Consider the following 26,412-nt stretch of genomic DNA (forward strand, 5'->3'; position numbering starts at 1 on the left):
TCATGGATCCGACGTTGAAAGATCTGCGGGAGTGGCTGCTGCGGGAGCACTCCGGGACGGTCTGTGCCGACCGACTGAGCGTGATCGCCGGCGAGCTCGCCGACCTGAGCGCCCACGGTCTACCGGGCGCCGTGGTGGAACTCGGCTGCTACAGGGGTGCGATGGCCCTCTGGATGCGTAGCGTGCTCGACTCGCTGGGCGACCTCGACCGCGCGATCCACGTCTTCGACTCCTTCCAGGGCATGCCCGCGCCCGGCGCCGAAGACTCGGACCATCTGGCGGCGGGCGAGCTCCGGTCGTCCCCGGACGACGTGCGCGCCACGCACGCGGCCTGGGGCAGGCCGGCGCCGGTCATCCATCCGGGATGGTTCGACGAGACCCTTCCCAAGGAGCTGCCCGACGAGATCGCGTTCGTCTACCTGGACGGCGACTTCTACGACTCGACCCTCACTGGACTCACGCACTGCGTCACCCGTCTGGTACCGACGGGTGTGTTGCTCGTCGACGACTACGCGGACACTGCGGTCAATCCGCGGGCCTGGGACGGGCTCCCCGGGGTGAAGCGCGCCTGCGACGCGTACTTCGGCGCGCCGTCGCCCGTGACCGTCGTCGTCGGCGAGGGTGATCTCGCCTTCGGCAGGTACGAGAAGCCGGAGTCTCTCGGATGAGCGCAGTCCTCGTGGTGCGCGGTGCGGCTGACTCGGGGGCGATCTGCCGCGCGCTGCCCGGCGTTCTTGTGCACGACTTACTGGACCTGAACTCGCCTCTGCCCGCCGACACGGCCGTGATCGTCCTGCGTTCAGGCGTCCGACTCGGCGAGCGGGAGCTCGACGCGCTCCCTCGTCTGCGGCACGTCGTACGGACCGGCTCCGGCATCGACCACATCGACGTGAGCGCCCTCCGGAAGCGTGGCATCACTCTGCACCGAAACGCCGAGGCCGGCGCGGGCGCCGTGGGCGAGTGGGTCCTCGCCGCTGCCCTCGCACTGGCCCGGCGGATCCCCTTGGGGCAGCACACGCTGCTGCTCGGCCAGCACGAGAAGCAGGCATGCATGGGCGCGTCACTCGGCACCCTGGCCACAGGGATCTGGGGCGCGGGCCCGGTGGGGCTGGCCGCCGACTGGGCCCTCGCCCCCTACGTGGGCCGCACGGCCTTCGCTGCGTGGCCGTCGAACCCTCCCGGTCTGCGTGAGCTGTCGCAGACAGCGCTCATGGAGCAGTCGCAACTACACGTGATCGCTCTGCCGCTGCGCCCCACGACCGAAAATCTCATCGGCGAGGACTTCCTCGCACGCGTCACGCCGCAGCGGCCTCTGCTGATCTGCGCCGGGCGGCTGGAGACCCTCGACATCGCCGCCTGCCTGCGGGCACTGGCGGACGGGAGACTCTCGGGTCTCGCCCTCGACCCGGTCGAGCGGGAGCACCTGCCGCTCCTCACCGGCTCCACGACGCCGCTCAACCTCTTGCTCTCACCCCACATCGGCGCACAGCGCTCCGACGTGCGGGGCGCGCTCGACCGATGGGCCGTCGAGCTCCTCAAGGAGATCACGGCCGACGACAAGGTCCTGATCGAAGGAGGGCACCGGTGAACCCATCGGCACGACGACGCCGGGAGATCGCCGACAAAGTCGCCCAGGCGTTGCTCGCATCCGGTGAGGCCCGCGAGGTCTGGCTGGAGGGAGCCCTCGCCTGCGGCTTCGCCCACGCGGCGAGCGACATCGACCTGCGCGGCATCGTGTACGGCCCCCTTCCGGCGTGGGAGTCACGCATCGTCGACGGCGTCCGTGTCGACCTCCAGGCGACGGCGCCTCAACGAGCCGAGGAACTCCGTCACCTGCTCCGCTCCTTCGACGTCCGCCGCGACGACCTCGGATCGTTCCGCCGGGTACGCGCCTCGATGCACGACCTCATGTGTCTGCGCACCGCTCTCTCGTACGGCTCCGGACGCTGGGATCCGGTGCTCGACCCCGGAGAGCGCCAGGGCTACCAACGCTGGGCAGTCGCCGACCAGGCCGAGGTCGCGGCGAGCCTCGCAGAAGACCTGACCGGCCTCGTCGAGGACGACCTGGCCGAATCGGCCGGCGTCGTGTGCCGGAAGCTGGAGACCTGTCTCACCGCGCTCGGCTGCGCGGCGGCCGGCCACCCAGTCCTGGGCGACAAGTGGCTACCGCTGCTTGCCAGCGCTCCGTTCCATCCGCCGATCGCCCCGCCCCGCACGGAAACGTGGGAGTGGTTCCGTCCGGTTCAGCGACGCGTGACCAGAGCGCTCCTGGGCTGCTGGCCCGTCAACGACCCGCTGCGGACGCCCCCCAGCCTGGGTGCCCCTGACGCCGGCTGGCTGCCCCAGCGGTACGCCGACGGATGGTTCCTTCGCCGCGGTGACGTCCACATCTCTATCACCGGCGGACAGCTTCTCGGGTGGCTGTCCACGGTCTCCACCGGTGGCGCGTAGACCGCGCCTCTCCTCCTCGGGAGGTCTCTGATGCCCGTCACCCGCACCGCCTCCACCGACCTGGAGAGTCTCTACGCCCCAATGCCGAGCACCGGGCCGGACACGGCCGTCTCCGTCATCCTCAAGCTGCGGGGAGAAACCTGCGACATCGACTGCTTGTACTGCTTCGAGAAGCGCAAGGAGTCACCGGGCGGCGCCCGTATCAGCACGGAACAGGTCCACAGCCTCGGTTCGATCTTCTCCGGGCGTCCACTCAGCGTCGAACTCCACGGCGGGGAGCCCCTGACAGCAGGCCGGGAACGGATCGCGGAGATCCTGGACGCGCTCGCCGCACAGCCGAACGTCATCCGCGTGAGCCTCCAGACCAACGGTCTCCAGCTTGACGACGCCTGGCTGGACCTGTTCGAGCGGCACTGTCCGGAGCTGGAGATCGGCATCTCCCTCGACGGGGACGCGCTGGGGAACTCGTGGCGCGTGGGTTACGACGGCCGCCCCACGTACCCGCGAGTGGTCGAAGCCCTGGAGCTCCTCGGCCGTCGGGAACGCCGCGTCGGCGTCATCTGCGCCGTCACCCCGTACGTCCTCGGCCGGGCCTCCGAGGTCATGAAGCACCTTGCCTCCTTTCCCGCCGTGACGACGGTCAGCCTGGTGCCGTGCTTCGACGCGGCGGTCACCCGCTCGACCACGGTGGTCGGATCTCGTGCGCCGACCAGTCGAGCACTCCAGCGACGGGCCGTCGGACCCACCGGCCCGGCCTGGGCCGTCACGCCTCGTCAGTACGCCGACTTCGTGTTGGAGGCCGCCCACCACTGGGTCGCCGACGGCGTGTGCCGCCGCGTCAAGCTGGAGCCCGTCGTCTCCGTCATCCGCCGTCTGAAGGGTCTGGGGACCCGTTCCTGTCACTTCTCCGACTTGAAGTGCGACCACATCCTCACCCTCTATCCCGATGACCGCCTGGGAAGCTGTGACGAGCTGCCCTGGCCGCAGGCCGGCCTCGCCTCCCTCGGCGACGTCCACACCGAGGCAGACGTGGCCAGCGCCCAGGGCGGCTCTCCCTTGCTTCAGCAGGCACGCTCCCTGGTCACGAGGTGCACGACCTGCGACTACCGCGACACCTGCGGCGCAGGCTGCCCGGCGGTCCGCCTCCGTTTCGCCGCTGCGGGCGACGAAGACGCGTACTGCGACCACCGCATGCGCCTGATCGACGGCGTCGCCGCCCTCCTCGCCCAGCCAGACCTCCCGCCCGGTGCCTCATGTTCCCGGTTGCGCTGGCGTCCCGTCCGCCCCAACAACATGCACCACGTCTCCGCCTTCCTGGCCCGCTGGGACGACCCCGCTGTTCCCCGCTCGCCCGCGCGTCTCCAGGTCAGCGCCAACGGGAACATCAACACGGTCGGCCTCCCTGGCGTGCACGAGGCAGACGATCTCGACCCTCACCATCCCCAGTGGTACGAGGGCATCGAACCCGGCATCCGCCCGGTCGTCGACGTGCTCACCTCAGGCTGGAACGCCGTCACTTACGACAGCTGCCAGGGCCACGCCTACGCCGACCTTCCCGGAGCCGAGCCCCGGTTCCTCTCGGTCGGCATCCTGCCGCGCGACCGCGCCGAGTACGCGCGTACAGCGGTGCGCCTGTGCCGTGCCGCCAGCCGAGCCGCGTCCTCCCTGCCGGGCGCGTGTTCGCTGGTCCTCGGTCGCAGCGAACTCGCCTGCCGCACCACCGGCCGGGTGTATCCGGCGCTCGACCTCCATCTCGTACCCGCTGCCGGCACCACGGCGGCCGAGTACTTCGAGGACCTCGCCCAAGCGGTGCACGTACTCACGGAGGCCCTGACCGAAGCCGTCTCTGCCCCGCCCTCCATCCCCTGCGCATGCGGAGGCGATCAGTGATCCACATAGCCGAGACTCTGTCCACCCGTACCGTGGAGGGCTTCCTCAAGCCGGACGAGATCGAGCGACTCAACCTCGTCATGGACGACACGCTCAGCTCCATCGGGCGCGACCGGTACGGCACGGCCCGCCGTACCACCATCCATGAGATCCCCGGTCACTCACCCGCCGAGGCGCAGGACGTCTACGAGCCAGCGGGTCGGATCGAGGTCACCGAGATCCCGTACGAGGCGACCACCCTCCTCGACCAGGCCCTGAAGCTCCACATGGCCGCGATCGCGCGCACGCTACCGTCGATCACCGGCCACCGGCCGTGGATCTACCTCGAATACGGCCCCGGCCAGTACATCACCCCGCATGCCGATGGCATCGCCCCCGATCCCCTCACCCGTCCCCGCCAGATCGCCGCGGCGACGGTCACGCTCACAGACATCCACGACACCGGCGGCGCGTTCTACGTGGAGACCACAGGCAGCGACGCCCTCTGGACCGCCGACGAGGCGCCGATCGGATCGGGTTACGCCCAGGGAATGCGCTTCGCACACGACGGGACGGACATGTCCTCCCCCTGGTTCCGCACCATGCCCCGCACACGATGGAGCGTCGCACCCGCTCCCGGCACGCTCATGGTCTTCGGCAGTCAGCTCGTCCACGGCACCGAACCTGTCCGCGCCGGCCGCGTTCGCAAGTTCCTCACGCTCTTCGTCTCCGAGTAGGAGGCTTCCCCGCCATGACCGGCCCCCGCGGCCCGCCCCGCAGCCACTTCCCCAACCCACGGCCCCGACCAGAGGAGAGAGCGAGCAGTGGCAGAAGACAAGACGTTCGACGAGTTCCTGGAGGCACTCGCGTCCCTGCGCGACAGCGACCCGGTGCGCACCACCGCGCACACCTCCAACGCGGCCACCGAGACCTGGCTGGCCACCACGGTGCAGCACGACGCCGCTGAGCCCACCACCGAGTCCTGACCCGCCACGGGGCCGGGCCCGTCCCGGTCCGGCCCCGTACCACCACCGGAGCCCCAGATGAGCGCGCTCTCCCCGGAAGCCCTGGTCGCCCTCGGCGGCATCGCTGACCATCAGCGCGTACGGACCAGCCGTATCACCTCCGTACTCGCCAACCGTCTCGGCTCGTCCGCCCTCGACTACGCCGTGGCCCACCATCTGCTCGAAGGCGCCGAACACGCGGCGCGCGCCCGGGACACGGACCGTCTCGACTGGTACCGCCGTACGACGGTGGGAGACCTGACCCATCTGTCGGCCGGCCCGCACATCGTGCTCAACCCGCGCAGCGCGGAGATGCTCCGCTCGGAGATCTCCGAAACCGCGTACTACCTCGTCGGCCCCGACAGCAGCCCTGCCTCACCCAAGGCCCATGGCCTCGTTCGTGCCGCCACCGCCTCCGCGACCGAGCACGGCTTCGGGAACCTGCTCACCCAGCACGCCCCCCGTCATCTGCCTGCTCAACCGTCGTCGACTCGACGAGACCCTCCACAGCTGGGCCCTCACCCGCCTCCCGGGCACCGTCTTCACCGACTACACCGCCCACCCCGAGGTCCTGGCCCGCGACCTGATCCACGAGGCCGCCCACAACTGGCTCAACGACGCCCTCGCAGCACACGACGTGCGCCTCCCCACGGACGTCACCTTCTTCTCGCCCTGGCGAGGCACTGACCGTCCCGTATTCGGATTCCTCCATGCGTGCTGGGCGTTCGCCCTCACCGTGCTCTACACACGAGAGGCTCGGCGCAGCGCCACCTTGACCGTCGCCCCCTTTCTCGACGCCCACCTCCGCCAACAAGAGGTTCATTTCGCTGCCGCCACCAAGCAACTGGAACAGGCCCTCTCGTACGTGACCGCACACGAGATTCGTGAACGGATCGGTCGCGCAGTCGGCAAGGTCGTGGGTCCGGCGGGATCAGAAGGATCACCATTCTGCTTGTAGGCGTTCGGCAGGAGGCAATCCCCCTCGGTTCGTCCGCGGCTAGTGGCTCAGTTCGGATAGTCGGCCCTGCAGATGGCTCCGTACGACCGCTTAGCCTCGATCGTTCATGAGGGTCAGCGCTCTTCCACGCCCAGTACCGGCATCAGGCGGAGGTGGGTGGCCGCAGGGAAACCGATCGTGGAAGGCGCCTTGCTGCTGGCACCCTGGCGCCATGCTGTTCAAGCTCACCGGGTCAAGCTGCTCGGGCAAGACGACCCTCGCCTTCGCGGCGGCCGGTCAGCTCGGGAAGTTGGCCGTGCACGACACCGATGAGCTCGGTGTGCCGGAGGACGCCGACCTGCGCTGGCGCCATCGCATGACCGAGATGTGGGTGCGACGCGCGTTGGACTACCAGGACCGCGGCGTCGACCTTCTGCTCAGCGGGCAGTCCCCCTTGGGCGAATTGCTGGCCGCGCCCTCCGCCCCGCTTCTGGACGGCATCGCCGTGTGCCTGGTCGATGTCGCTGACCCGGTCCGACGCGCTCGCCTCGCCGAGCGTGACCCCGGACGATGGGACCCCGAGGCGATCGACGCCTACATCGGCTGGGCCGCATGGCACCGCAAGCACGCCCACGACCCGTCCCACCGGCCCGACGTCATCATCGACAACAGCTGGCCCGAGATGGTCTGGGACCGCTGGACCGGCTGGAATACCGGCGATCCCCGATGGCGCACACAGGTGCTCGACACCACGGACCGGCCAATCACCGAATCTGTGGACCAGGTCGAGCAGTGGATCAACGAGCAGCGCCACGCCCACCAAGCCGGCCAGCACCCCCTGAGCCACGGTTGGGGCCTCGTGATCCGCCCGAACGGTTCAGTCCAGTGAACCTGTACGCCCATGAGACCGGAGTTCCCGCCCCCATTCCGTTGACGAGGCGTCACCTTCAACAGCATTAGTCGCACAGTCGGATGGGATTCCGTCTACGTTCGCACCTCTCCCGCCCAGGCGAAGTTACCTCGCGTGAGACAGCCCTTGATCGAAAGGCAGAGGTACGCAGTGAAGTTCCAGTCAAAGCTGTCACCGGAGAAGCGCGCGGAACTGGCGGATCTCGTTATCGCCGGGACCAAGACCGTGCTGGAGCTGAGCGTCGAATACGAGGTCCCGCGCAGGACCGTGAACGGTTGGGTGCACAAGCGTAAGCAACAGCTCGGTATCCCCGGATCCACCCATGGAGGAGACCGCACCCTCCCGCCTGCAGCCCTACGCCGCGTCGCTAAGGAGAAAGAGGGGCGGGTCGCGGCGGAAAGGCGCGCGGAATCCTATCGAAGCGAGCTGGAGGACACCAAGACACAACTCGAGCGGCTGGTAGAGACACTCAACGGGATGCAGATCACCTTGGAGTACTACATGGGACAGAGGCCGCTCGCCGGTGAGCTGCCCCGAGTTTCGTAGAGTCCGGCGGTCTTGTTTCAGGCGGACTGCAAGGTGGCTTGCTGTTGTCGCCACCAGTCGCGTTCGTACTCGGCGGGCGGTACGTAGTCGAGTGCGGAGTGCAGGCGTTCCTCGTTGTACCAGGTGACCCACTGGAAGATCGCCCGCTCGACCTGGTCGAAGTCCCGCCATGGGCCTTGCATCTCGATCAGCTCGGCCTTGAAGGTGCCGTTGAGCGCCTCGGCCATCGCGTTGTCGTAGCTGTCCGCGACGGAGCCGACCGAGGCGGCTGCGCCGATCTCGGCGAGCCGGTCGGTGTACCGGATGGATACGTATTGCGAGCCGCGGTCGCTGTGATGGATCAGGCCGGAGTCTTTCTTGATCCGGCGTCTCCACAGCGCCATCTCCAGTGCATCCAGCGGGAGTTCGGTTCGCATGTGGTTCGCGACCTGCCAGCCGACGATCGTCCGGGAGAAGACGTCCAGGACGAACGCCACGTACACCCAGCCCGTCCAGGTGCGGACATAGGTCATGTCGGCCACCCAGAGCTGGTCGGGCCGGCTCGCGGTGAAATTGCGGTCGACCAGGTCCGGCGGCCTGGGCGCCGACGGCTCCGGCACGGTGGTGCGGCGCCGCTGGCCGCGGATGACGCCCTCCAGGCCCAGCTCGGCCATCAGCCGCTCCACGGTGCAGCGAGCCACGTGCACACCCTTGCGCCGCAGCGCGCGGGTGATCCTGCGGACGCCATAAGTGCCGCCGGACTCGACATGGACCTGTTCGATCAGCGGCATGAGCTGCTCGTCACGCAGCCGGCGGGCGGACTTCGGCCGCTTCTTGCGCGCGTAGTATGCCGACTCGGAAAGCCCCAGCACCCGGCACGCGAACCCGACCCCGAGGCCCTTGTCCCTGAGGTGCTCGATCACCTGGTCGGCCTCGTCCGGGGACGGTCGAGTTCCGCCGCGAAAAACGCGCTCGCGGCCTTCAGAATCTCGTTCGCCCGCCGCAACTCCGCGTTCTCCCGGCGGAGCTGCCTCAGCTCTTCCCGCTCGGCGGTGGTCAGCCGGTCGTCGCGTTCACCGGTGTCCGCCTCGGCTTGGCGGACCCAGCCGCGCAGAGCCTCCTTGTGGATGCCCAAGTCCTTCGCGACATGCGCGATCGGTCGGCCGGTGGTGCGGACCTCGCGGACGGCCCGCTCGCGGAGCTCGTCCGGATATTTGCGTGGTGCTGGCACTGCTCGTGGTTCTCCTTCGGGCCAGGATCATAAGCCTGGCTTCAGGAACTCCACGAAACCGGGGTCAGCTCACTAATTTGCAGGAAGCCCGGCCCCGGATCGCAGAGGACCTGGGCATCAGCGCAGGGGAACTGGCTGGTCTGCACCGGCGGTTCGAGGTTGTCCCAGGTGCTCAGGCCCAGGTGGACTGGGGCGATGAGGGCAAGATCCTCGCCCATGTCGGCATTCCGAAGGTCTACTCCTTCCACATGACGCTGTCGTATTCGCGTGACCCGTTCTGCTGCTTCACCACCGGCCAGGACCTGGCGACGTTCTTCGACTGCCATCGTCAGGCGTTCGCGCACTTCGGCGGGGTGCCGATGAGCATCGTCTACGACCGCACGAAGACGGTCGTGCGCCGACACGTGGCTCCTGGAGAGGCGGTCCCGCTCCATCCGGAGGCGGTCGCCTTCGCCGGGCACTACGACTTCGACATCGATGTGCTGGCCGCCTACCGGCCCCAGGGCAAGGGCCGGGTCGAGCGACAGGTCGGCATCGTCCGCGACCACGTCCTGGCCGGCCGGGCATTCTCCTCGATCAAGGAGATGAACGCCGCCTTCGCGGCCTGGGTGCCGTTGCGGCGGGCGAAGGTCCACGGCACCCACGGTGAAGTCATCGGCCACAGGGCCGTGCGCGATCACATGGCCCTCCGCCCGCTCCCAGCGATCCCCTATGTGGTCGCCCAGCGGTATCTGCGGCACGTCGGCAAGGACTGCCTGGTCGCCTTCGACGCAAACCTCTACTCGGTGCCCGCCCGCAAGGTCCGCCCCCGCCAACTGGTCGAGATCCGGGCCACGAAGTCCCAGGTCATGCTGCATTCCACCGTTCCCGACGCAGGCGGTCAGACTCTGTTGGCGGTTCATTCCCGGGCGGTCGGCCGCGGGGCCCGCATCGTCGACGAGACGCACTGGGACGGTCTGCCCACCGGTGCCGGCCGCCGCGTCACCACGGGCGACGACGCTCTGCCTCCACCCCGCCGCAGCCAGCCGGCAGGACCGGAGACCGGACCGCTGCAGGCTCTGCTGAACCGGACCGCAGCCGCCCACATCGAGGTCGGCCGCCGTCCGTTGTCGGTCTATGACGAGCTGACCGGCACCCGCCCATTCACCTCCACCGCCCCGACCAAGGAAGCCCGTTGAGCGAGCTGACCAGCACCCGCATCCGCACGACCGCCGTCAAGCTCGGCTTGCCGCACCTGGCCGAGGCACTGAACCAGTACGTCCAGCGGGCCGACGAGGCCAAGATGGGCTACCTCGATCCGCTCGACCTGGTCCTGGCCGAGGAACTCGCGGTCCGAGACGACCGCCGCTTCCGCAATGGGTTGCGGCTGTCGAAGCTGCCGCACCACAAGACGCTGGAGGACTACGACTTCTCCTTCCAGCCCGAACTCGACCCGCGCAAGGTCAAGGACCTGGCCACCCTCTCCTTCATCGAGGACAAGGCCAACGTCGCTCTGCTCGGGCCGCCCGGGGCCGGCAAGACCCACATCGCCGTTGCCCTCGCGGTCGCGGCCTGCCGGGCCGGCTACTCGATCCACTTCACCAGCCTCGACGACATGGTCCGCAACCTCAAGGCTGCTGAGGACCATGGTCGGCTGATGAGCAAGCTCACCGGCTACCTCCGCCCCAGCGTTCTCGTGGTCGACGAGGTGGGCTACCAGCCTCTTGAGCGAGCCGAGGCAAACCTGGTCTTCCAGGTCATTTCCAAGCGTTACGAGAAGGGCTCGATCATCCTGACGTCGAACAAGACCTTCGGCGAGTGGGGCCAGGTCTTCGGCGACGAGGTTCTGGCCACGGCGATCCTCGACCGCCTCCTGCACCACTGCGAGGTCGTCCCGATCAACGGCAACAGCTACCGGCTCAAGAACCGCCTCCAGGCCATCGAGCGGGACACCGACGTGGCCTGAACAGCGGTGCACATAACTTCGTACTCGGTGGCGCACTCAGACGAGTACGCGGACAAAGGGCTCCATGCGGCGCAAGACCGACACTCTGATCGAGGCCCTGACCGGCCACTTCATCGACCATCACGCGTTCCTGGTCCGCGTGATGCTCGACCGCATCGACGCCTGCACCGCCATGGAGAAGCGGCTCGATGAGCGGATCGACGAACAGATCGCACTTTTACGCCGCCGCATCGACCTGCTCGTGACCATTCCCGGTGTGAACACCCGCACCGCCGAGGTGATCCTCGCGGAGATCGGCGACGACATCGCCCGCTTCCCGACAGCCGCCGACCTGGCCTCCTGGGCCGGCGTCTGCCCCGGCAACAACGAGTCCGGCGGCAGAACAGGCCCGGGCAGGACCCGTCACGGCGACCCCTGGCTCAAGGCCGCCCTCGGCCAGGCAGCCGTCTCCGCCTCGCGCACCAAGGACACCTACCTCGCCGCCCGCTACCGGCGCATCGCCTCCCGCCGCGGCAAGAAGAGAGCACTGGTCGCCCTCCAGCACTCGATCCTGATCTCCGTCTGGCACATGTTCACCCACGACGCCGAATACGCCGACCTCGGCGGCCGGTACTTCATCGAACGCACCGGCCGGGCCCGGCAGACACGGCGCCTGGTCAGCCAGCTCAACCAACTCGGCTACCACGTGACCCTTCAGACGGAAGGATCCGTCTGACCATCCGCTACCGACACGTGGAGGGGGGATTTTCGAATCAGTTTCCGTCTCAGTTGGGTTCTCGGCCCGTCGTGGACGGCTCCCACAGGGCGTCGCCGACTTGCTGCGCGACCTTGCGGAGCATGGTCCCCGTCACGTGCATGTAGCGGGCCCGCATGCGTGCCGCTCCCCCAGGCTCCCAACCCATGATCGAGTCGATCACGACGTCCGGGACGCCGAGGATCAGAAGGACGGTCGCGGCGGTGTGGCGAGCGTCGTGAAGACGGCCGTCCCGCACACCCGCGTCCCGGAGGAGCCGCTTCCAGGTGGGGAAGTCGGTGTTCGGGCTGAGCGGCCCGCCGACCGGGGAGGCGAAGACGTACCCCTTGTCCTCCCAGTCGGCACCGGCGGCGATCCGGTCCTTCTCCTGCTCGTCCTGGTACTGACGGAGCAGCTTGATCAGCGGGTCGGGCAGGCCGACCGTACGACGTCCCGCGCGGGACTTGGTGGACTTGAACTCCCGGCGGACCTGCTGGCGCTGGGGGCAATAGCCAGCCTTCCGGCCACACGGGTTGTCCCCGCAGCCGTGTGCGTACTTGGGACGCAGCCGGTTCTTGCGGATGCGGACGTACCCCGCCTCCAGGTCGACGTCCTCCCAGTGCAGCCCCAGCGCCTCCCCCTGGCGGAGCCCGAGGGCCAGGGCGACGACCCAGCGCGCGCTGTTCCGGAGCTTGGCCGCCTCCACGAGCAGGTTCTGAACCTCTTCGATCGTGTACGGCTCGATGTCCTCCTCTTCGAGGCGCGGAGCCTTGGCGATCTCCGCCACGTTGGTGGCCACGTGTCCACGTCGGACCGCTTCACCCAGGGCGACCCGGATCGTGCGGTGGACGTGGTGGGCGGTGCCGGCCGCGCTCCCCGAGTCCTGCATCTTCCGGTAGAAGCGCTCCAGGTGTTCGGGCTCCAGCTTGTCGAGCTTGTGGGCGCCCAGGCCGGGCACGAGGTGAACCCGGACGTCCACCTCGTAGCCGTCGTACGTGTTCTCGGAGACGTACGGCTTGGCGATGTTCTCGACCCAGTGCTCAAGCCAGGCTTGAAGCGTCCAGCTCTGCCCCGGCTTCCTGAGTTTCTTGTCGTCCCGAGCCCGCTCCATCTCGCGGACCGCCTTGGTCACCTCAGCCTTTGTCTTGCGCTCGATGTGACGGCGGTCGGGCTCACCGCCGTGAAGGGCAACTATCCGCACTCTCTGGTACATGCGCTGGTGAGAGTGAACGACGCGAGATGACCGAGTGAAGCGGTATAGCCGGCCATCATGCGTGGGAAAGCCTCACAGATTGACCATTGGTTTCCTGCCTCCGACCGATCGCAGCAGCCGCTGGTAAGGGCGCTTGTACCAAGAGTATGGTCTCTCGTATGGCAACCAAGAAGGTGACGGTGACGATCCCCGAGGATCTCCTGGACGAGATCCGTACGGAGGCGGCAGAGCGAGGGCTGTCGGCGTACGTCGCAGAGGCGCTGCGCTTCAAGCGCGACCGGGACCGGCTGCGGGAACTGTCCGACTGGCTGCAGGAGGAACACGGCCCCCTCACAGAGGAGGAGCGCACGGCAGCGCTCGAGGAACTCGAGGATCTCGACGCCGAGCACGAGCGCCGCCGCACCGCAGGAAAGCACGACGCCGGAGAGGCCGTGTGAAGAAGCGTGCCACCGGGCACGGGCAGCGGCCCCTGCGCATCTTCGTACTCGACTACAAAGCCCTGTCCCTTGTCGTGCGCGGCGACCGCAAGATGATCGCCTGGCTCGACCTCGCGGCCCGAGGCGAGGCCGAGGTAGTGACGTCCCCCATGACGCTGGTCGAGGCGTACGACGGCAGAACCACCGAGCAGCGTTGGGACTGGGTGCTCTCCCGGCTCAAGGTCGCCGAGATCGGGAAGGACGAGGCCCGCCAGGCCCGCCGGCTCCTGGCCAACGCGAAGTTGCACGGCCACAAGTGCGCGATCGACGCGATACTCGCCGTCATCGCGCGACAGCAGAAGGGGCAGGTCACCGTCTTCGCCTCGGACGTGGACGACCTGGAGAAGCTGGTCCCGGAGTCGATCGTCGTCAAGAAGGTATGACCCGGCGCTCCGGTCTCAGTCCTGGTCTCGCTCACCCCCGTTCAGCGTCGTCCGAGACGCCCGCCACCCCCCGCTCCACCGCAGGTCAGAACGCCCCCGGCCCTCCCCGAACGCCCGGACGAACATGTGGAAAGCGCGTGGGGGGCAACCCCTCACGAGTTGACTTGCTGGCGACCTTGCGGAGCAAGGTCCCGGTCACATGCGTGTTGCCGTCCGAGGCTGTGTGGACGGTCACAACGAACCGGATACAGGTAGGCGCATACTAGGGGCAATGACAAAGCCTGCTGCACCGAAGCGTCATTTGCCTACCAGTCCCTTCAAGGCCCCCGTCACACCGGCTCCCAAGCACTTCGCCGTGGGCGAGCAGGTCACACACGACGTGTATGGCCTCGGCCGGGTGATCGGCATCGAGGAGGGAATCGCGGCGCTCGTGGATTTCGGCTCGGCGCAAATGCGGATCCTGAGCCCGTACGCCAAGATGACCAAGCTGTAGGACCTGTAGGACCGCAGTGCCCGGTCACGGCACGCCAGGCCCGTTCAGGGGCCTGTAACGAAAGGGATACCTCTCATCGATCCGACATCGCTGTTCTCCGCCGTGGAAGGGCAACTCCGCTGTTCCACCGCAGCATCGCCGCCTCCGGCGACAAACCCCTTCCAAGCCCCCGACTTCGGGGAAGACGAGACCTTCCTGCTCGAGGACGCACAGGAGCCCGTGTCGGGCATGCGTGCCGCGCGGTCCAAGGCCGCTTAGCGGTGGATTCGACAGGTGCCTGCGGGGCTGTCCCCGTAAACGAAGGTCCCGACCGGTTCGCTGGTCGGGACCTTCGTGCGCATCCTGGTGAAGGGGGCCGCCTCCCGGCACCACAGAGCGCACCGCAGAGCACACCACAGAGCGCGGTCAGCTCTCCTGGGAGAGCTCCTGGGAGACGGCCGCCGGTCAAGGGGGGCCGTCGCTACGACGGCGGCTTCGCCTCGCCCTGGGCTGCCTGCAGGTCGGCGAGCAGTTCTGCCTGCCCGGCCAGCACGCCGGAGAGGATGGTGCGGGCGACCCGGAGGAGCTCGGCGACGTGCGGGCTGGTGAGCGAGTAGTAGACGGTCGAGCCCTCCTTGCGCGTCACCACCAGGTTCGCGCGCCGCAGGACGGCGAGCTGCTGGGAGAGGTGCGCGGGCTCGATGCCCACCTCGGGCAGCATCTCGGCGACCGCGTGCTCGCGCTCGCTCAGCAGCTCCAGGACGCGGATGCGGGCCGGGTGGCCGAGCGTCTTGAAGAACTCGGCCTTCAGTTGGTACAGCGGCGTACTCATCGTGCCGTCGCCTCCCCGACACCACGGCACGGCCCCACCGGCCGAGCCTCGGCGCATCGCGTCCACCCACTCGTCAACAACATGCGGCCCATCCTCGCGTGCGCCACCGGCCGCACCGAACCCGCCTGGAGGAACCGGACCACCGGTTCCGGAAGTGACGTCCTCACGAATTGCCGAGATTAGCAATTTGTCAATTCTGGTGAGGGGGGCGGAGGGGCAGGGTGATCCAGATGCTCTTGCCGCGGCCGTCGGCGTCCGCGCGGACGACCGCCGTGCCGCCCAGGGCGAGGGTGAGCTCCATGACGGTGGCCAGACCGCCCGACCCGGTGCCGGTCACCGCGCCGTACAGCGGAGGCTGATACGGGTGACGGTCATGGACGGCGAAGGCCAGACAGTCCGGGCCCGACGCGTAGACCACGGTCACCTGCGGGGAGAGGAGAGCGGCGTGCCGGACGCTGTTCGTGACCAGCTCACTCAGAATCAGCAGGGCCGGGTCCACGGTGGGATGGCGTAGCCCTATTCCCCACTCGACCAGCGCCTGCTCGGCGGTCTCGCGGGCGAGGCGGACGGCGGACGGTTCGGTCGGCAACGTGACCACGTGCCGGTAGGGCAGGGCTTCCGGCGGCGTGGGGATCATTCACGCTTCCTCACGGACGAGGCGGAACCCGGTCACGGTCTTGGGGCGCAGGCGCAGCAGGGTGTCGTGCGGGCCGTGGGCCCAGCCGGACAGGGTGCGCCGGTGGTGCGCGGCCTCGTCGGGATCCGTGATCACCTCGGCCGGTCCGCAGACGGTGACCGTCCAGCCGGTGCCGTGCACGGCGCGGATCTCGTCCACGTGGTACGTCACCGTCGCGGGCACCCCCGGCGCCGGGACCGGCGTGCGCACGACCAGTCGGCCGTACTCCCACACATGCCGGGCGGGCCGTACGACAGTCAGGTCCCGCTGCGCGTACACCAGCCGTCCCAGGCTGCTGCCTTCCAGCAGCCACAGGGCCTCCGCACCGGAGACCTCGACCATACGGAGGGGGATGGGGGGAGTGCTCATCGCAGGGCTTCCTCGCCGGCGGTTCGGGGCTTCTGTGCGGTAGGGGCGGGCAGGACTCCGGCCGTCTCCAGGTGGCCGCGGGCGGCGTGGATCGCCTCGGGCGTGGTGGCGTACTCCCGGCCCTGGTGGCGCAGCAGGTCCAGCGCGCCGACGGAGTCGAGGACCTGGCGCTGGCCGGGACGGATCCCGGAGGCGAGGACGGCGATGCCACGACGCCGCAGCTTCTCCACGGCGTCCTTGAGGACGAGGGCGCCGGTGGCGTCCATCGTCGACACCCGGGACATGCGCAGGATGACGACCCGTACGTCGGCGACCTCGGTCAGCTCCAGCAGGAAGCGGTGCGCGGCGGCGAAGAACAGCGGCCCGTCGATGCGGTAGGCCACGATGTGCTCGGCGAGCAGCGCGTGCTCCTCGGCGCTGTGGTCGCCGCGGTCGAGGGGGACCTGGTCGAAGCGGGCCTGTTTGGCCACGGCGCGCAGGGCCAGGGCGCCCGCGACGGCGAGGCCGATGATGACGGCGTACACGAGGTCCAGGGCCAGGGTCGCGACGGCGGTCAGGACGAGGATCAGCGCGTCGGAGCGGGTGGCCTTCGCCATGGCGCGCAGCGAGCCGACCTCGACCATGCGGATCGCGGTGGCGAGCAGGACTCCGGCGAGTGCGGCGAGGGGGATCTTCGAGACCAGGGGGGCCGCCGCGAAGACGATCACGGCGAGGATCGCGGCATGGGTCAGGGCGGCGAGCCGGGAACCCGCGCCCGTGCGGACGTTGACCGCGGTCCGGGCGATCGCGCCGGTCGCGGGGACACCGCCGAAGAGCGGGGCGGCGATGTTGGCCAGGCCCTGGCCGAACAGCTCCCGGTCGGGGTCGTGCTTCTGGCCCACGGTCATGCCGTCTGCGACCGACGCCGAGAGGAGGGACTCCAGGGCGGCCAGCGCGGCGACCGCGACGGCCGGGGCGAGCAGGGTGCCCAGTGAACCGAGGTCGAGGAAGGACAACGAGGGCGCGGGCAGCCCGGACGGCAGGTCGCCGATCGGTTGCGCCGCGTCCAGCCCGGCGGCCTGCGCGACGACCGTCGCGGCGATCACGGCCAGGATGGAGAACGGGACGGTCGGCCGCCACCGCGCTCCGGCCAGCATGACCACCGCGACGACGACGGCGAAGCCGAGTGCGGTCCAGTTCGGGGACTTGGCGAACTCCTCGACAGCCCGCCAGGTCACCACCAGCACCCGGTCGCCGTCCGGCTTGGGCACGCCGAGGGCGTTCGGGATCTGCTGCAGACCGATCACGCAGGCGATGCCGAGGGTGAAGCCCTCGACCACGGGGGCGGGAACGTACTGCATGTAACGGCCGGCCTTCAGCGCGGCCAGCGCCACCAGCATCGCCCCGGCCATCAGACCGACCGTGAGGACGCCCGTCGGCCCGTACTCGCCCACGATGGGGACGAGGACCACGGTCATGGCGCCGGTCGGCCCCGACACCTGCAGATTCGATCCCCCGAAGAGCGCGGCGAGCGCACCCGCGACCACGGCGGTCGCCAGGCCCGCCTCCGCCCCCAGCCCGGAGGAGACGCCGAAGCCGAGGGCGAGCGGCAGTGCCACGATCGCCACGGTCAGCCCGGCCAGCAGATCCCGGCGCGGGTCGCGGCGCATCTCCGTCAGGTCGGCTCGGGCGGGCAGCAGCGAGGTGATCCGGGGCCAGGCCCGGCTGGTCCGGGAGGTCATCGCGTGGCGACCTCCGCTTTCCGCAGCTCGGCGAGGAGTTCGCCCTGCCCGGCCAGCATCTCGGTCAGGATTCGCCGCGCGGCCTTCATCAAGTCGGCGACGTCCCCGCCGGCCAGCTCGTAGACAACGGTCGAGCCCTCGCGGGTAGCGGTGACGAGCCCCGAGCGGCGCAACACGGCCAGCTGCTGGGAGAGGCCGGAGGGCTCCACCCCGATGGCGGTGAGCAGGTCCCGCACCGGCATCGGTCCGTCCTGCAGGGACTCCAGCACCCGTATCCGTACGGGATGGCCCAGCATCCGGAAGAACTCGGCCTTGGCCTGGTAGAGCGGAACGGACACGACCCTCGGCTTCCCTGCGAGCCCCACCCCTCGGGGTGTCGGGGTGGATACGAAAGGCTGCGCCCTCGGCTATCTGCGAGCACAGCCAGCACAGCATCTAGCCAATTGCGAAATTTTGCAATTCAGCATCAAGCTGCCGCATCGGCGCTCCCGCCATGGACGGGCCGGCGGGATCGGTCCCGCCTTCGGTGACGCACGCCGGCGAGGTGCCCGGCCGCGGCTGGGCCGGGTGTGACGATCACCTGGACGCGACGGTCCGCCGCTGTACGGACAGCGGCCGGTGACCGAGCGGGGAGCGGCACTCCGGCTTCGGCGAACCTGCACATCGATTGCGCAACCGCGCCACAGGGCGCCGTGGATCTGCACAACGGTCTGCCCGATGGTGCCCTGTTGGCGCCGAGTGCACTGTTCGGCATCGCGATGGCAAGACCCGTGGCCCCCCGGTGCCGCGCAGGTATGTGGAGAAGTCGTTCTCAAGCCGTGCGGCCGTCGGCACGGAATGGCCGCCTGGGCGTTCAACGGCCCTGGTGGGAGCGTTGGTTGATTGGATGCCCGGCGAGCTCCGTGCTTTGATCCTCTGCGCCGCGGGGGTCGCACAAAGGTTTCCGGAACCGGGTGCCGCGCCCCTGTGGCCGAGGCCCGCCATCTGTCCCCAGCGGGGCCACCCCCCTTGTGGATCATCCATACGAAGGGAAGTCTCCTCATGAACTCCGCTCCCCAGGTCGAGACCGTAGAGCTCTCCGACGCCGCGCTCGACAACGTCTCCGGTGGCCTGAGCCCGCACGTCAGCGTCGTCGCCGGCCCGACGGCGGTCAGCGACGCGAATGTCCTGGCCCAGGTCGGCGCGGTCAAGGACCAGGTCCTGGGCACCGTCGACCAGTACCACCAGGTCGGCGTCAACGTCTCCTTCTGATCGACAGGTCTCCTTCTGATCGACAGCCCGCACACCATGCGCTGAGCCCCCTCCGGCCGGTCGGTACGGTCCGGATGCGGGCGCTGACGCAGGTTGTACGGAACGACGAAGCTCCTGGCGGCAACGGGGTCTCACCAAGACGTCCGTGACTGCCAGGAGCTTCGTGCGCAGCGGTCAGGTCGTCGACTTCAGCCGGAAGATCCACGTGCCGTTGGACAGGTCGAAGGACGTGATGCCCGAGCCCTCGAAGGCGAGGCCCCGGCCGACGGCGTAGACCTCGTCCTCGGTGAAGAGGGGGACGTAGGGGACCTGGTCGGCGACGGCGGAGAGGATCGTCCTGGTGGCGTTCCAGCGGGTGGTGTCGGAACCGGCGGTGGTGACGACCGACTGGGCCCTGTCGACCTCCGGGGTGGTCCAGTTGGCGATGTTGATCTTCTGGGGGCCGATGTTGGCCTTGCCGACCAGCTTGCCGAGGAGGGGGGCCGGGTCGGGGTAGCTCGCGCCGAAGCCGAAGGGGAGGGTGATGTCGGTCAGTTCGTGCTTGAAGAACTTGCCGTACCACTCGTTCGCGGTGACCGGCTTCGGGGTGATCTTCACACCGAGCGGCTTCATGTTCTGCTGGATGTTGAGGGCGGCGAGTTCCTGCCAGGGATAGTCCTTGACGTACTCGATGGTCGCCGAGAAGCCCTTCGGGTGGGCCGACTTCGCCAGCTCCGCCCTGGCCTCGTCCTCGCTCAGCCCGTACTGGGGCAGGTCGGCCAGGAAGTCCTCGGCCGCCTGCCGGGAGCCGGCCACGCCCGCCAGTTCGCCGGCGGGGACGAGGCCGGTCATCGGCTGGGCGTACGAGCCGAAGGCGGCCTTCATGATGCCCGCGCGGTCCACCGAGTGGGCGACGGCCCTGCGGACGTGGACGTCGTCGAAGGGTGCCCGGGTGACGTCCATGGCCAGGAAGTCCTGCGACAGGGACGGGGAGGCGTAGACGGTCGCGCCGGGTACGGCCTTCCACTGGGCGGCGCTCTTGCGGTCGGTGATCGGGCCGCCGTCGATGTCGCCGGAGCGCAGGGCGAGTTGGCGGGCCGTGTCGTCGGGGATGACGGAGAAGACGACCTTGTCGGCGGATGGCCTGGGTGTGCGGGTGTACTCCGGGTTCCGGACCAGTGTGATCTTCTCTGCGGTGTGGGAGGCGACCTTGTACGGGCCGGTGCCGACGGGTGCCGTTCCCGCGTTCCCCAGCGTCTTCGTGTGCGCCTTCGCGTACTCGGCCTCCTCCACGAGGGTGGTGATGGCGATGCCGGCGCGGGCCGTCGGGACGGGGGCCTTGAGTTTCACGGTCACCTCCATGGGACCGGTCACCTCGACACTGTCCACCTGCTGGCCGACGGCCGAGGTCTGCGCCGTGGCCGCCGAGAAGTGCTCGATGCTCCAGGCGACGTCCTGCGCGGTCATCTCCGCGCCGCTGGAGAACTTCACCCCCGAGCGGAGCTTGTACACGATCGTCGTGGCGTTCGGCTGGGTCACCGAGGTGGCGAGGTTGGGCGTGAACTCGCCGGTGCTGGAGACGCGCTCCAGGGGCTCGGTCACGAGTGACATGACCGCGCCGGTCGAGTTGTTGTCGTAGCTCTTGGCGTAGTCGAGCGACGCCGGGGCGTTGGGCAGCGCCCAATTGACGACCGGTATCGCCTTGTCCGTCGTTCTGGCCGCGTTCCTGGTCTCGGCGTCGTCGCCGTTGGCGCCGGTGCAGGCGGTGGCGGCGAATGTGGTGAGGGTGGTCAGGAGGGCGGTGGCCAGCATCGTTCGCCGCCGGGGGGCGAAGGGCTTGGCGAGCGGTCGGGCGGAGGAGGTGGGGGAGGAGGTGGGGGGCATCTTTTTCTTTCCTTGTGGGGGTGTTCGGGCAGGGGGGTTCGGGCAGGGGTCAGCTCTCGCCCGGTATCGAGGCGAGGAGACGTCGGGTGTAGGGGTGGCGGGGGGAGTCGAGGGCGTCGGTGGTCCGGCCGCTCTCGACGATCTCGCCGCCGCGCAGTACGACGACGCGGTCGGTCATCTGGCGGACGACCGACAGATCGTGGGTGATGAGGATCAGACCCGTGCCGTACGCGGCGCGGACCTCGCGCAGCAGCTCCAGGATCTGCGCCTGGACCGACACATCGAGCGCCGCGACCGGTTCGTCGCAGATCAGCAGCTTGGGGCGGACCGCCAACGCGCGGGCGATGGCCACCCGTTGGCGCTCTCCACCGGACAGCCGGCCCGGGTGCTTGTACGCGTACGAGGCGGGCAGGCGTACGAGGTCCAGGAGTTCCGCGGCCTGGTGGGCGGGGTCGGCGGCATGGTCCTTGCCGCGTGCCGCCACCGCCTCCCGCAGGGTGGCGCCGATGGTGAGGCGTGGGTTGAGGGAGGCGTACGGGTCCTGGAAGACGATCTGGACCAGTCGGCGGACCTCGCGGAGGTCGGGGCGGCTGAGGCGGCGGTAGTCGCTGACATCGATGCCGCCGAGCCGGATCGTGCCCGTACTGGGGGTGGTCAGGCCCAGGACGCAGCGGGCGAGGGTGGTCTTGCCGGAGCCGCTCTCGCCGACCACGCCCAGTGACTCGCCTTCGCGGAGTTCGAACGAGACCTCGCGCAGGGCCGCCGGGATGCCGGCCGCTGTCCTTGTCGCCGTTTCCGCTGGTGCCCTTGCCGCCGTCCTTCTTGGGCGGACGGCGAACGATGACCTCCTCCGGTAGGTCTTGGTGAGGCCGTCGACGACGAGGAACGGGGCACCGCCGGGGGTGGTGGGCGGTGTGCCCGGGGTGATCGGGTGGAGTCGGCGGGCGTGGAGTTCGTCGGCGATCTCGGTGACGCGCGCGCACGCGGAGGCCCGGTCGTCCGGGAGGCGTACGAGGTCGGGGCGGGCCGTCACGCAGGAGTCGCGCCGCCATGCGCACCGGTCGGCGAACGCGCACCGGTCGGCGACGCCGTCGGCCGGGGGCACCTGGCCGGGGAGGGGGGACAGCCGGTCCACGTAGTGGGAGACCGGGGGCTCGGCCAGCATCAGGCCGAGGCTGTAGGGGTGGCGCGGGGAGCGGGCGAGCGCGGCGGCCGGGGCGTCCTCCAGTACGGACCCGGCGTACATCACCAGCACGCGGTCGCAGACGGTGAACGCGACGCGCAGGTCGTGGGTGATGAGGACGAGGGCCATGCCGCGGTCGGCCCTGAGCCGGCGCAGCAGGGCGAGGAGCTCCGCCTGGGTGGTGACGTCGAGGGCGGTCGTCGGTTCGTCCGCGATGAGCAGGTCCGGGTCCTGGGCCAGGGCCGCCGCGAGCGCCACGCGCTGGCGCATGCCGCCGGAGAGCTGGAAGGGGTAGCGGCCCGCGACCGTGTCCGGGTCCAGTTCCACTTCGCGCAGGCGGCGCGAGATCTCCGCGGCGGCGGTGGCCCGGTCCCGGCGCGCCCGCGGGGCCAGCGACTCGCGCAGGTGTTCCCCGATGGTCTGCAGCGGGTTCAGGGCCGTGAACGGGTCCTGCAGCACCATGGCGAGGCGGCTGCCGCGCAGCGGACGCAGCTCCCGTTCCCGCCGGCCCAGCAGCGGGATGCCGTCGAACAGGACCTCGCCCTCGGCCCGCAGGCCGTCGGCGAGTACGCCCATCACGGCACGGGCGGTCAGGGTCTTGCCGCTGCCGGACTCGCCGACGATGCCCAGGGTCTGGCCGGCGGCGAGGTCGAAGCGGACGTCGCGGACCAGGGTCCGGGACGGCCGTCCCCGGGTGCGCGTCGCGTGTACGTGCAGGTGGCGTACGGACAGGAGCGTGCCGTCGGGCGTTGTCGTCGTCATCGCCGGTCCGTCCCGGCGGTGCGGCGGTCGTACATCCAGTCTCCCAGGAGCGTGACACCGACCGCGGTGATGATGATCATCAGGCCGGGGGCCAGGGACAGGTAGGGGTTGACGGTGAGCAGGCTCTGGCCCTGGCGCAGGAGTTCGCCCCAGTCGGGGGTGCCCGGGGGGACGCCGAGTCCGAGGTAGGAGAGGCCGGAGAGGCCGATCAGCGCTCCGACGAAGTCGAGGAGGAAGGTCGCGAGGACCGTGGGGAGGATGTTCGGCAGGATGTGGCGGAACATGATCCGGGGGGCGGACAGGCCCAGGGTCCGGGCGGCTTCGACGTACGGCAGCCGGGCCTGTACGAGGGTGGTGTTGCGGCAGAGGCGGATCTGCGCCGGGAGGGACAGCAGGGTCAGGACGGCGACGGCGAGCCAGTAGCCGCCGAGCCATTGGCTGTCGAGCCCTTGGCCGGTGCCGCCGTCGCCGACGCCCCCGTCGCCCCCGTCGCCGGTGCCGATCACCCCGACCACCACGATGACCAGCAGCATCGCGGGGAAGGCGTAGATCAGGTCGGCGAACCGGTTCACGACGGCGTCCAGGAGGCCGCCGCGGTATCCGGCCGCCACGCCGAGGGGAACGCCCAGCAGCAGTACGCCGATCGCCACGCAGAGCGGGCCGACCACGGCCGTGCGGGTGCCGGCGACGACCTGGGAGAGGACGTCCCGGCCCAGGCTGTCGGTGCCGAGCCAGTGCCCGTCACCGGGACCGGCCGCGCCGCGCATCAGGTCCTGGTGCGCGGGGTCGTACGGGGCGAGCCCGCCGCCCGCGACGACGAGCAGGGCGATGCCGGCGACGGCCGCCGCGGCGAGGACCACCAGCACGGGAGGACGCCCCGGGCCCCGGCCCCGTACGTCGGAGGGGTCCGGAGTGGGGTCCGAGCCCGGGGCGGGGGGCGGGCTCGTGGCGACGTCCGAATCCGTGGTGGGGTCCGGGTGTGGCATCAGGACTCCCCCTCCGCGTGCAGGCGGATCCGTGGGTCGAGGAGGAAGGTGAGCAGGTCGACGAGCAGGTTGATCACGATGACGAGGGCGCCGAGCAGCAGGGTGAGGCCCTGGACGACCGGTACGTCCTCGGAGGCGACCGCCGACAGCAGGAGTGAGCCCGCGCCGGGCAGGGAGAACACCTGCTCGATGAAGATGCCGGAGCCGAGCGGGGCGATGAGGAGGAGGCCGGCGCTGGTGACCACCGGGGGCGCGGAGTTGCGCAGCACGTAACGGAACAGGACCCGTGCCGGGCTCAGTCCGCGCAGTCGGGCGAAGGTGACGTAGTCCTGCCGCGTCACCGTCAGGGTGGCCGCCCTGGTCTGCCGGATGACGACGGCCGACAGTACGGTCGCCAGCGCGACGGCGGGCAGCGTCAGATGCGTGACCCGGTCGGCGAAGCCCTCACCCGCGCCGTACACCGGGAACCAGCCCAGGACGACGCCGAAGACGTACAGCAGGACGATGGACAGGGCGTGGACGGGGGCGCCGAAACCGACCGTGGCCAGCAGTGAGATGCCCCGGTCGGCGGTCCGGCCGCGCCGGATGCCGGCGGCCATGCCGAGGGGGACGCCCACCAGGAGGGCGAGCAGCAGGCAGTAGAGCGCCAGTTCGGCGGTGAGGGCCATGCGGCCGTAGATGATGTCGGCGACCGGGGTGCCCGGCTGCACGGAGATCGACCGGCCGAGGTCGAGGTGAACGGCGTCGGAGAGCCAGTGCAGGTACTGGACGGCGAAGGGGTCGTCGAGGTGGTGCCGGGCGCGCAGCTCGGCCACGAGTTCCGGGGTCGCGGGGCGGGTGCCGAGGAGGGTCTGGATCGGTGTGCCCGGGCTCGCGGCGAGCAGGGCGAAGACCAGGAAGCTGAGAGCCGACAGCAGGAGCAGCCCGGCGCACAGCCGTCTGAGGACGAAGGCAGCGATGCCCATTCGTGGACGAACCGACCCTTCCCCGGGCGGGCTTCGTCCTGTGACCGGGATCAACCGGTCGGCCGCCGCCCGTCACGCCCGCTACGCACGTAACCCGTGACACCTGTGACACATGTGACGCACGACCGGATGTGGGGAAGGAGGCGACCCGCGCCTTACATCTCGGTCCGCCGGAACTCTACGATCCGCCTTCCCACCGAGACAAGATCTTGAAGACTTGAGAACCGGATGCGCACATGTCACCCACGTCGTCTCAACTCCCTTGACGCCCAGGGGCCTTACGGCGTTCACCGAGGCCGAGGGGTGACCGTGGAGGGCAAGGGGGGCCGCGGCCGGCGGGGACGGCCGTGGTTAGCCTGAGCGCCGCTGCCTCAAGCGTTCCCTCCCTGGTCGATCGGAAGTCTCATGCTCAGTCATCCCCTTGCCGCCGGGGCCGAGTTGCGTGCGCTCGAACCCTGGCGGGCGCGGGAGTTCCACGAGTTCGTCGAACGGTCGGGGGTCCACCTCGCCCCCTGGCTGCCGTGGGCGACGGCCATCGACGACGTGCCCAAGGCCGAGGCCTGGCTGCGTGGTTACGCCGAGGACCAGATCCGGGACGGCAGGCGCCTCTACGGCATCTGGCTCGACGGTCTCCTCGTGGGCGGCGCCGGTTTCGCCACGTTCGACGCCCGCAACGGAACCTGCTCCCTGGGCGCCTGGCTCGCACCGGAGGCCCGCGGCCGGGGGCTGGTCACCCTCGCCGCCCGCCATCTGATCGACTGGGCCGTCCACACCCGGGGCCTGTCCCGGGTGGAGTGGTCGGCGGCGACCGCCAACACCTCCAGCCTCGCCGTGGCCAGGCGCCTCGGCATGCGGCGTGAGGGCGTACTGCGCTCGGCATTGGACCTGGACGGCGTCCGGCATGACGTGGAGGTGTGGTCGCTGGTCGTGGAGCGGGGGTGAGCGAGCGCGCTCAGGTCGAGCACGACCCGTCACCGGGGGATGCGGGCGCCTGCTACGACTCGCGTGATGCCGCCTCTTCGGCCACGCGTTCCAGGCGGGTGCGGTGGTCCTGCCACCACTCGGCGTCGCCCGGCGGCATGCTCGTGTTGGTCTCGTTCATGCCTACGGCGCCGTCGATGAGTTCGCGGAGGATGTCGGCGTGGCCCGCGTGGCGGTGGGTGTCGGCGATGACGCGGGTGAGGACGTGGTGGAGGGTGGTCTTGTTGCGGTCGGCGGGCCACCAGGGGACGGTGCCGATCGCGTCCAGGGGCAGGGCGTCGACGGTGGCGTTCGAGTGGGCCCAGGTGCGGCGGTAGAGGTCGGTGATCCACTCGCGTGACTCGTCGGGGGCGGCCCACATGTCCGCGTTGGGGTCGGCGTCGGCCGTCTGCCAGGTGAGCGGTTCGCCGTGCGGGCGGCCGAAGGTGTCGCCCAGGTAGCCCAGTTCGACACTGGCCGCGTGCTTCACCAGGCCCAGGAGGTTGGTGCCGGTCGGCGTCATGGGGCGCCGGATGTCGTACTCCGAAAGCCCGTCGAGCTTCCACAGCAGGGCGTCACGGGCGGACTGGAGGTAGAAGAGGAGGTCGGCCTTGGCATCCGGTGCGATGGTCATGGGGTCAGTCTGGTGCCCGTGCGGTCCCTGCCGCACCGGCTTTCGGAGTGGCGCGCTGTGG

Annotated in this window: 27 protein-coding genes and 2 pseudogenes; 17 read left to right on the forward strand and 12 right to left on the reverse strand. The window is 69.8% G+C overall.

The genetic code is table 11. The annotated features are described in order from the left end of the window. Positions 1 to 2: 2 nt before the first annotated feature. From STRIP9103_RS15375 to STRIP9103_RS15410, 9 genes are all read left to right on the forward strand, one after another. Positions 3 to 668 carry a TylF/MycF/NovP-related O-methyltransferase gene (locus tag STRIP9103_RS15375; RefSeq protein WP_009311988.1) on the forward strand — a complete coding sequence of 222 codons (666 nt, stop codon included), beginning with the start codon at positions 3 to 5 and terminating at the stop codon, positions 666 to 668. Continuing rightward, positions 665 to 1,588, forward strand: a complete 924-nt coding sequence (locus STRIP9103_RS15380; protein WP_048820329.1) for an NAD(P)-dependent oxidoreductase — start codon at positions 665 to 667, stop codon at positions 1,586 to 1,588. The genes STRIP9103_RS15375 and STRIP9103_RS15380 overlap by 4 nt, the downstream gene beginning before the upstream one ends. Next, on the forward strand, positions 1,585 to 2,451 hold the full coding sequence (locus STRIP9103_RS15385) for a hypothetical protein (protein WP_009311936.1): 867 nt from the start codon (positions 1,585 to 1,587) through the stop codon (positions 2,449 to 2,451). Before STRIP9103_RS15380 ends, STRIP9103_RS15385 begins: the two co-directional genes overlap by 4 nt. Positions 2,452 to 2,481: 30 nt before the next feature. Continuing rightward, on the forward strand, positions 2,482 to 4,341 hold the full coding sequence (locus tag STRIP9103_RS15390) for a radical SAM protein (protein ID WP_009311997.1): 1,860 nt from the start codon (positions 2,482 to 2,484) through the stop codon (positions 4,339 to 4,341). Further along, on the forward strand, positions 4,338 to 5,057 hold the full coding sequence (locus tag STRIP9103_RS15395) for a 2OG-Fe(II) oxygenase (RefSeq protein ID WP_009311996.1): 720 nt from the start codon (positions 4,338 to 4,340) through the stop codon (positions 5,055 to 5,057). Before STRIP9103_RS15390 ends, STRIP9103_RS15395 begins: the two co-directional genes overlap by 4 nt. Positions 5,058 to 5,144: 87 nt before the next feature. Further along, entirely contained in the window at positions 5,145 to 5,306 is a 162-nt protein-coding gene (locus tag STRIP9103_RS49910) for a hypothetical protein (protein ID WP_009311934.1), read from the forward strand. A 406-nt stretch (positions 5,307 to 5,712) separates the two neighbouring features. Then, positions 5,713 to 6,282 (forward strand): aKG-HExxH-type peptide beta-hydroxylase, encoded by a 570-nt coding sequence (locus tag STRIP9103_RS48365; protein WP_063747287.1) that lies wholly within the window; start codon positions 5,713 to 5,715, stop codon positions 6,280 to 6,282. 211 nt (positions 6,283 to 6,493) lie between these two features. After that, the gene (locus tag STRIP9103_RS15405) at positions 6,494 to 7,150 is read left to right on the forward strand and encodes a hypothetical protein (RefSeq protein ID WP_009311962.1); all 657 of its coding nucleotides are present in this window, start codon (positions 6,494 to 6,496) and stop codon (positions 7,148 to 7,150) included. A gap of 135 nt (positions 7,151 to 7,285) precedes the next feature. Next, positions 7,286 to 7,717, forward strand: a complete 432-nt coding sequence (locus STRIP9103_RS15410) for a hypothetical protein (protein WP_048820330.1) — start codon at positions 7,286 to 7,288, stop codon at positions 7,715 to 7,717. 17 nt (positions 7,718 to 7,734) lie between these two features. On the opposite strand, the gene STRIP9103_RS15415 is transcribed toward STRIP9103_RS15410, so the two are convergent. Next, positions 7,735 to 8,927 (reverse strand): IS3 family transposase gene (locus STRIP9103_RS15415; RefSeq protein ID WP_234022211.1). Its coding sequence is split into 2 segments (ribosomal slippage): positions 7,735 to 8,660 and positions 8,660 to 8,927, totalling 1,194 coding nucleotides; the frame shifts between segments, so codons are not numbered across the junction. A 5-nt stretch (positions 8,928 to 8,932) separates the two neighbouring features. Between STRIP9103_RS15415 and istA the strand changes: the two genes are divergently transcribed. The 3 genes and pseudogenes from istA to STRIP9103_RS15435 form a co-directional block, all read left to right on the forward strand. Then, the gene (istA, locus tag STRIP9103_RS15425) at positions 8,933 to 10,105 is read left to right on the forward strand and encodes an IS21 family transposase (RefSeq protein WP_456340147.1); all 1,173 of its coding nucleotides are present in this window, start codon (positions 8,933 to 8,935) and stop codon (positions 10,103 to 10,105) included. Beyond that, positions 10,102 to 10,872, forward strand: a complete 771-nt coding sequence (gene istB / locus STRIP9103_RS15430) for an IS21-like element helper ATPase IstB (RefSeq protein WP_009311904.1) — start codon at positions 10,102 to 10,104, stop codon at positions 10,870 to 10,872. Before istA ends, istB begins: the two co-directional genes overlap by 4 nt. A gap of 55 nt (positions 10,873 to 10,927) precedes the next feature. Further along, positions 10,928 to 11,587 (forward strand): annotated as a pseudogene (locus STRIP9103_RS15435) (IS110 family transposase); the annotation flags it as partial. A gap of 49 nt (positions 11,588 to 11,636) precedes the next feature. Here the strand turns inward: STRIP9103_RS15435 and STRIP9103_RS15440 are convergent. After that, positions 11,637 to 12,782: pseudogene (locus STRIP9103_RS15440) on the reverse strand (tyrosine-type recombinase/integrase); the annotation flags it as partial. 194 nt (positions 12,783 to 12,976) lie between these two features. Between STRIP9103_RS15440 and STRIP9103_RS15445 the strand changes: the two are divergent. From STRIP9103_RS15445 to STRIP9103_RS15455, 3 genes are all read left to right on the forward strand, one after another. Beyond that, entirely contained in the window at positions 12,977 to 13,255 is a 279-nt protein-coding gene (locus STRIP9103_RS15445) for a hypothetical protein (RefSeq protein ID WP_009311919.1), read from the forward strand. After that, on the forward strand, positions 13,252 to 13,677 hold the full coding sequence (locus tag STRIP9103_RS15450) for a hypothetical protein (protein WP_009311966.1): 426 nt from the start codon (positions 13,252 to 13,254) through the stop codon (positions 13,675 to 13,677). Before STRIP9103_RS15445 ends, STRIP9103_RS15450 begins: the two co-directional genes overlap by 4 nt. Before the next feature lie 271 nt (positions 13,678 to 13,948). After that, positions 13,949 to 14,170, forward strand: coding sequence for a hypothetical protein (locus tag STRIP9103_RS15455; protein ID WP_048820333.1), 222 nt, complete (start codon positions 13,949 to 13,951; stop codon positions 14,168 to 14,170). A gap of 460 nt (positions 14,171 to 14,630) precedes the next feature. Here STRIP9103_RS15455 and STRIP9103_RS15460 read toward each other — a convergent pair whose 3' ends face one another. The 5 genes from STRIP9103_RS15460 to STRIP9103_RS15480 form a co-directional block, all read right to left on the reverse strand. After that, a complete protein-coding gene (locus tag STRIP9103_RS15460) occupies positions 14,631 to 14,981 on the reverse strand; it encodes an ArsR/SmtB family transcription factor (protein WP_048820334.1) in 351 nt (116 codons plus the stop codon). Positions 14,982 to 15,171: 190 nt separating this feature from the next. Continuing rightward, the gene (locus STRIP9103_RS15465) at positions 15,172 to 15,618 is read right to left on the reverse strand and encodes an ATP-binding protein (protein WP_009311968.1); all 447 of its coding nucleotides are present in this window, start codon (positions 15,616 to 15,618) and stop codon (positions 15,172 to 15,174) included. Beyond that, the gene (locus tag STRIP9103_RS15470) at positions 15,619 to 16,026 is read right to left on the reverse strand and encodes a pyridoxamine 5'-phosphate oxidase family protein (protein WP_009311952.1); all 408 of its coding nucleotides are present in this window, start codon (positions 16,024 to 16,026) and stop codon (positions 15,619 to 15,621) included. After that, positions 16,023 to 17,747, reverse strand: a complete 1,725-nt coding sequence (locus tag STRIP9103_RS15475) for a SulP family inorganic anion transporter (RefSeq protein ID WP_009311960.1) — start codon at positions 17,745 to 17,747, stop codon at positions 16,023 to 16,025. Before STRIP9103_RS15475 ends, STRIP9103_RS15470 begins: the two co-directional genes overlap by 4 nt. Continuing rightward, positions 17,744 to 18,085, reverse strand: a complete 342-nt coding sequence (locus STRIP9103_RS15480; protein WP_009311964.1) for an ArsR/SmtB family transcription factor — start codon at positions 18,083 to 18,085, stop codon at positions 17,744 to 17,746. Before STRIP9103_RS15480 ends, STRIP9103_RS15475 begins: the two co-directional genes overlap by 4 nt. A 703-nt stretch (positions 18,086 to 18,788) precedes the next feature. Here STRIP9103_RS15480 and STRIP9103_RS15485 point away from each other — a divergent pair. Next, positions 18,789 to 18,998 carry a hypothetical protein gene (locus tag STRIP9103_RS15485; RefSeq protein ID WP_009311933.1) on the forward strand — a complete coding sequence of 70 codons (210 nt, stop codon included), beginning with the start codon at positions 18,789 to 18,791 and terminating at the stop codon, positions 18,996 to 18,998. A 174-nt stretch (positions 18,999 to 19,172) separates the two neighbouring features. On the opposite strand, the gene STRIP9103_RS15490 is transcribed toward STRIP9103_RS15485, so the two are convergent. The 4 genes from STRIP9103_RS15490 to STRIP9103_RS15505 are packed head-to-tail and all read right to left on the reverse strand — an operon-like array spanning position 19,173 to position 24,757. Continuing rightward, positions 19,173 to 20,861 carry an ABC transporter substrate-binding protein gene (locus tag STRIP9103_RS15490; protein ID WP_009311900.1) on the reverse strand — a complete coding sequence of 563 codons (1,689 nt, stop codon included), beginning with the start codon at positions 20,859 to 20,861 and terminating at the stop codon, positions 19,173 to 19,175. Between the two features lie 49 nt (positions 20,862 to 20,910). Then, positions 20,911 to 22,806, reverse strand: a complete 1,896-nt coding sequence (locus STRIP9103_RS15495) for an ABC transporter ATP-binding protein (RefSeq protein ID WP_009311891.1) — start codon at positions 22,804 to 22,806, stop codon at positions 20,911 to 20,913. Further along, positions 22,803 to 23,792: an ABC transporter permease gene (locus STRIP9103_RS15500; RefSeq protein WP_078613917.1), complete on the reverse strand. Its 990-nt coding sequence runs from the start codon at positions 23,790 to 23,792 to the stop codon at positions 22,803 to 22,805. Before STRIP9103_RS15500 ends, STRIP9103_RS15495 begins: the two co-directional genes overlap by 4 nt. Beyond that, the gene (locus STRIP9103_RS15505; RefSeq protein WP_009311918.1) at positions 23,792 to 24,757 is read right to left on the reverse strand and encodes an ABC transporter permease; all 966 of its coding nucleotides are present in this window, start codon (positions 24,755 to 24,757) and stop codon (positions 23,792 to 23,794) included. The genes STRIP9103_RS15500 and STRIP9103_RS15505 overlap by 1 nt, the downstream gene beginning before the upstream one ends. A 405-nt stretch (positions 24,758 to 25,162) precedes the next feature. Here STRIP9103_RS15505 and STRIP9103_RS15510 point away from each other — a divergent pair, with 405 nt between their 5' ends. After that, positions 25,163 to 25,699, forward strand: a complete 537-nt coding sequence (locus tag STRIP9103_RS15510; RefSeq protein ID WP_009311908.1) for a GNAT family N-acetyltransferase — start codon at positions 25,163 to 25,165, stop codon at positions 25,697 to 25,699. 52 nt (positions 25,700 to 25,751) lie between these two features. Here the strand turns inward: STRIP9103_RS15510 and STRIP9103_RS15515 are convergent, their stop codons facing one another. Further along, positions 25,752 to 26,351, reverse strand: a complete 600-nt coding sequence (locus tag STRIP9103_RS15515; protein ID WP_009311958.1) for a DinB family protein — start codon at positions 26,349 to 26,351, stop codon at positions 25,752 to 25,754. Positions 26,352 to 26,412: the final 61 nt, after the last annotated feature.

It is taken from the genome of Streptomyces ipomoeae 91-03 (assembly GCF_000317595.1).
Classification (GTDB): Bacteria; Actinomycetota; Actinomycetes; order Streptomycetales; family Streptomycetaceae; genus Streptomyces; species Streptomyces ipomoeae.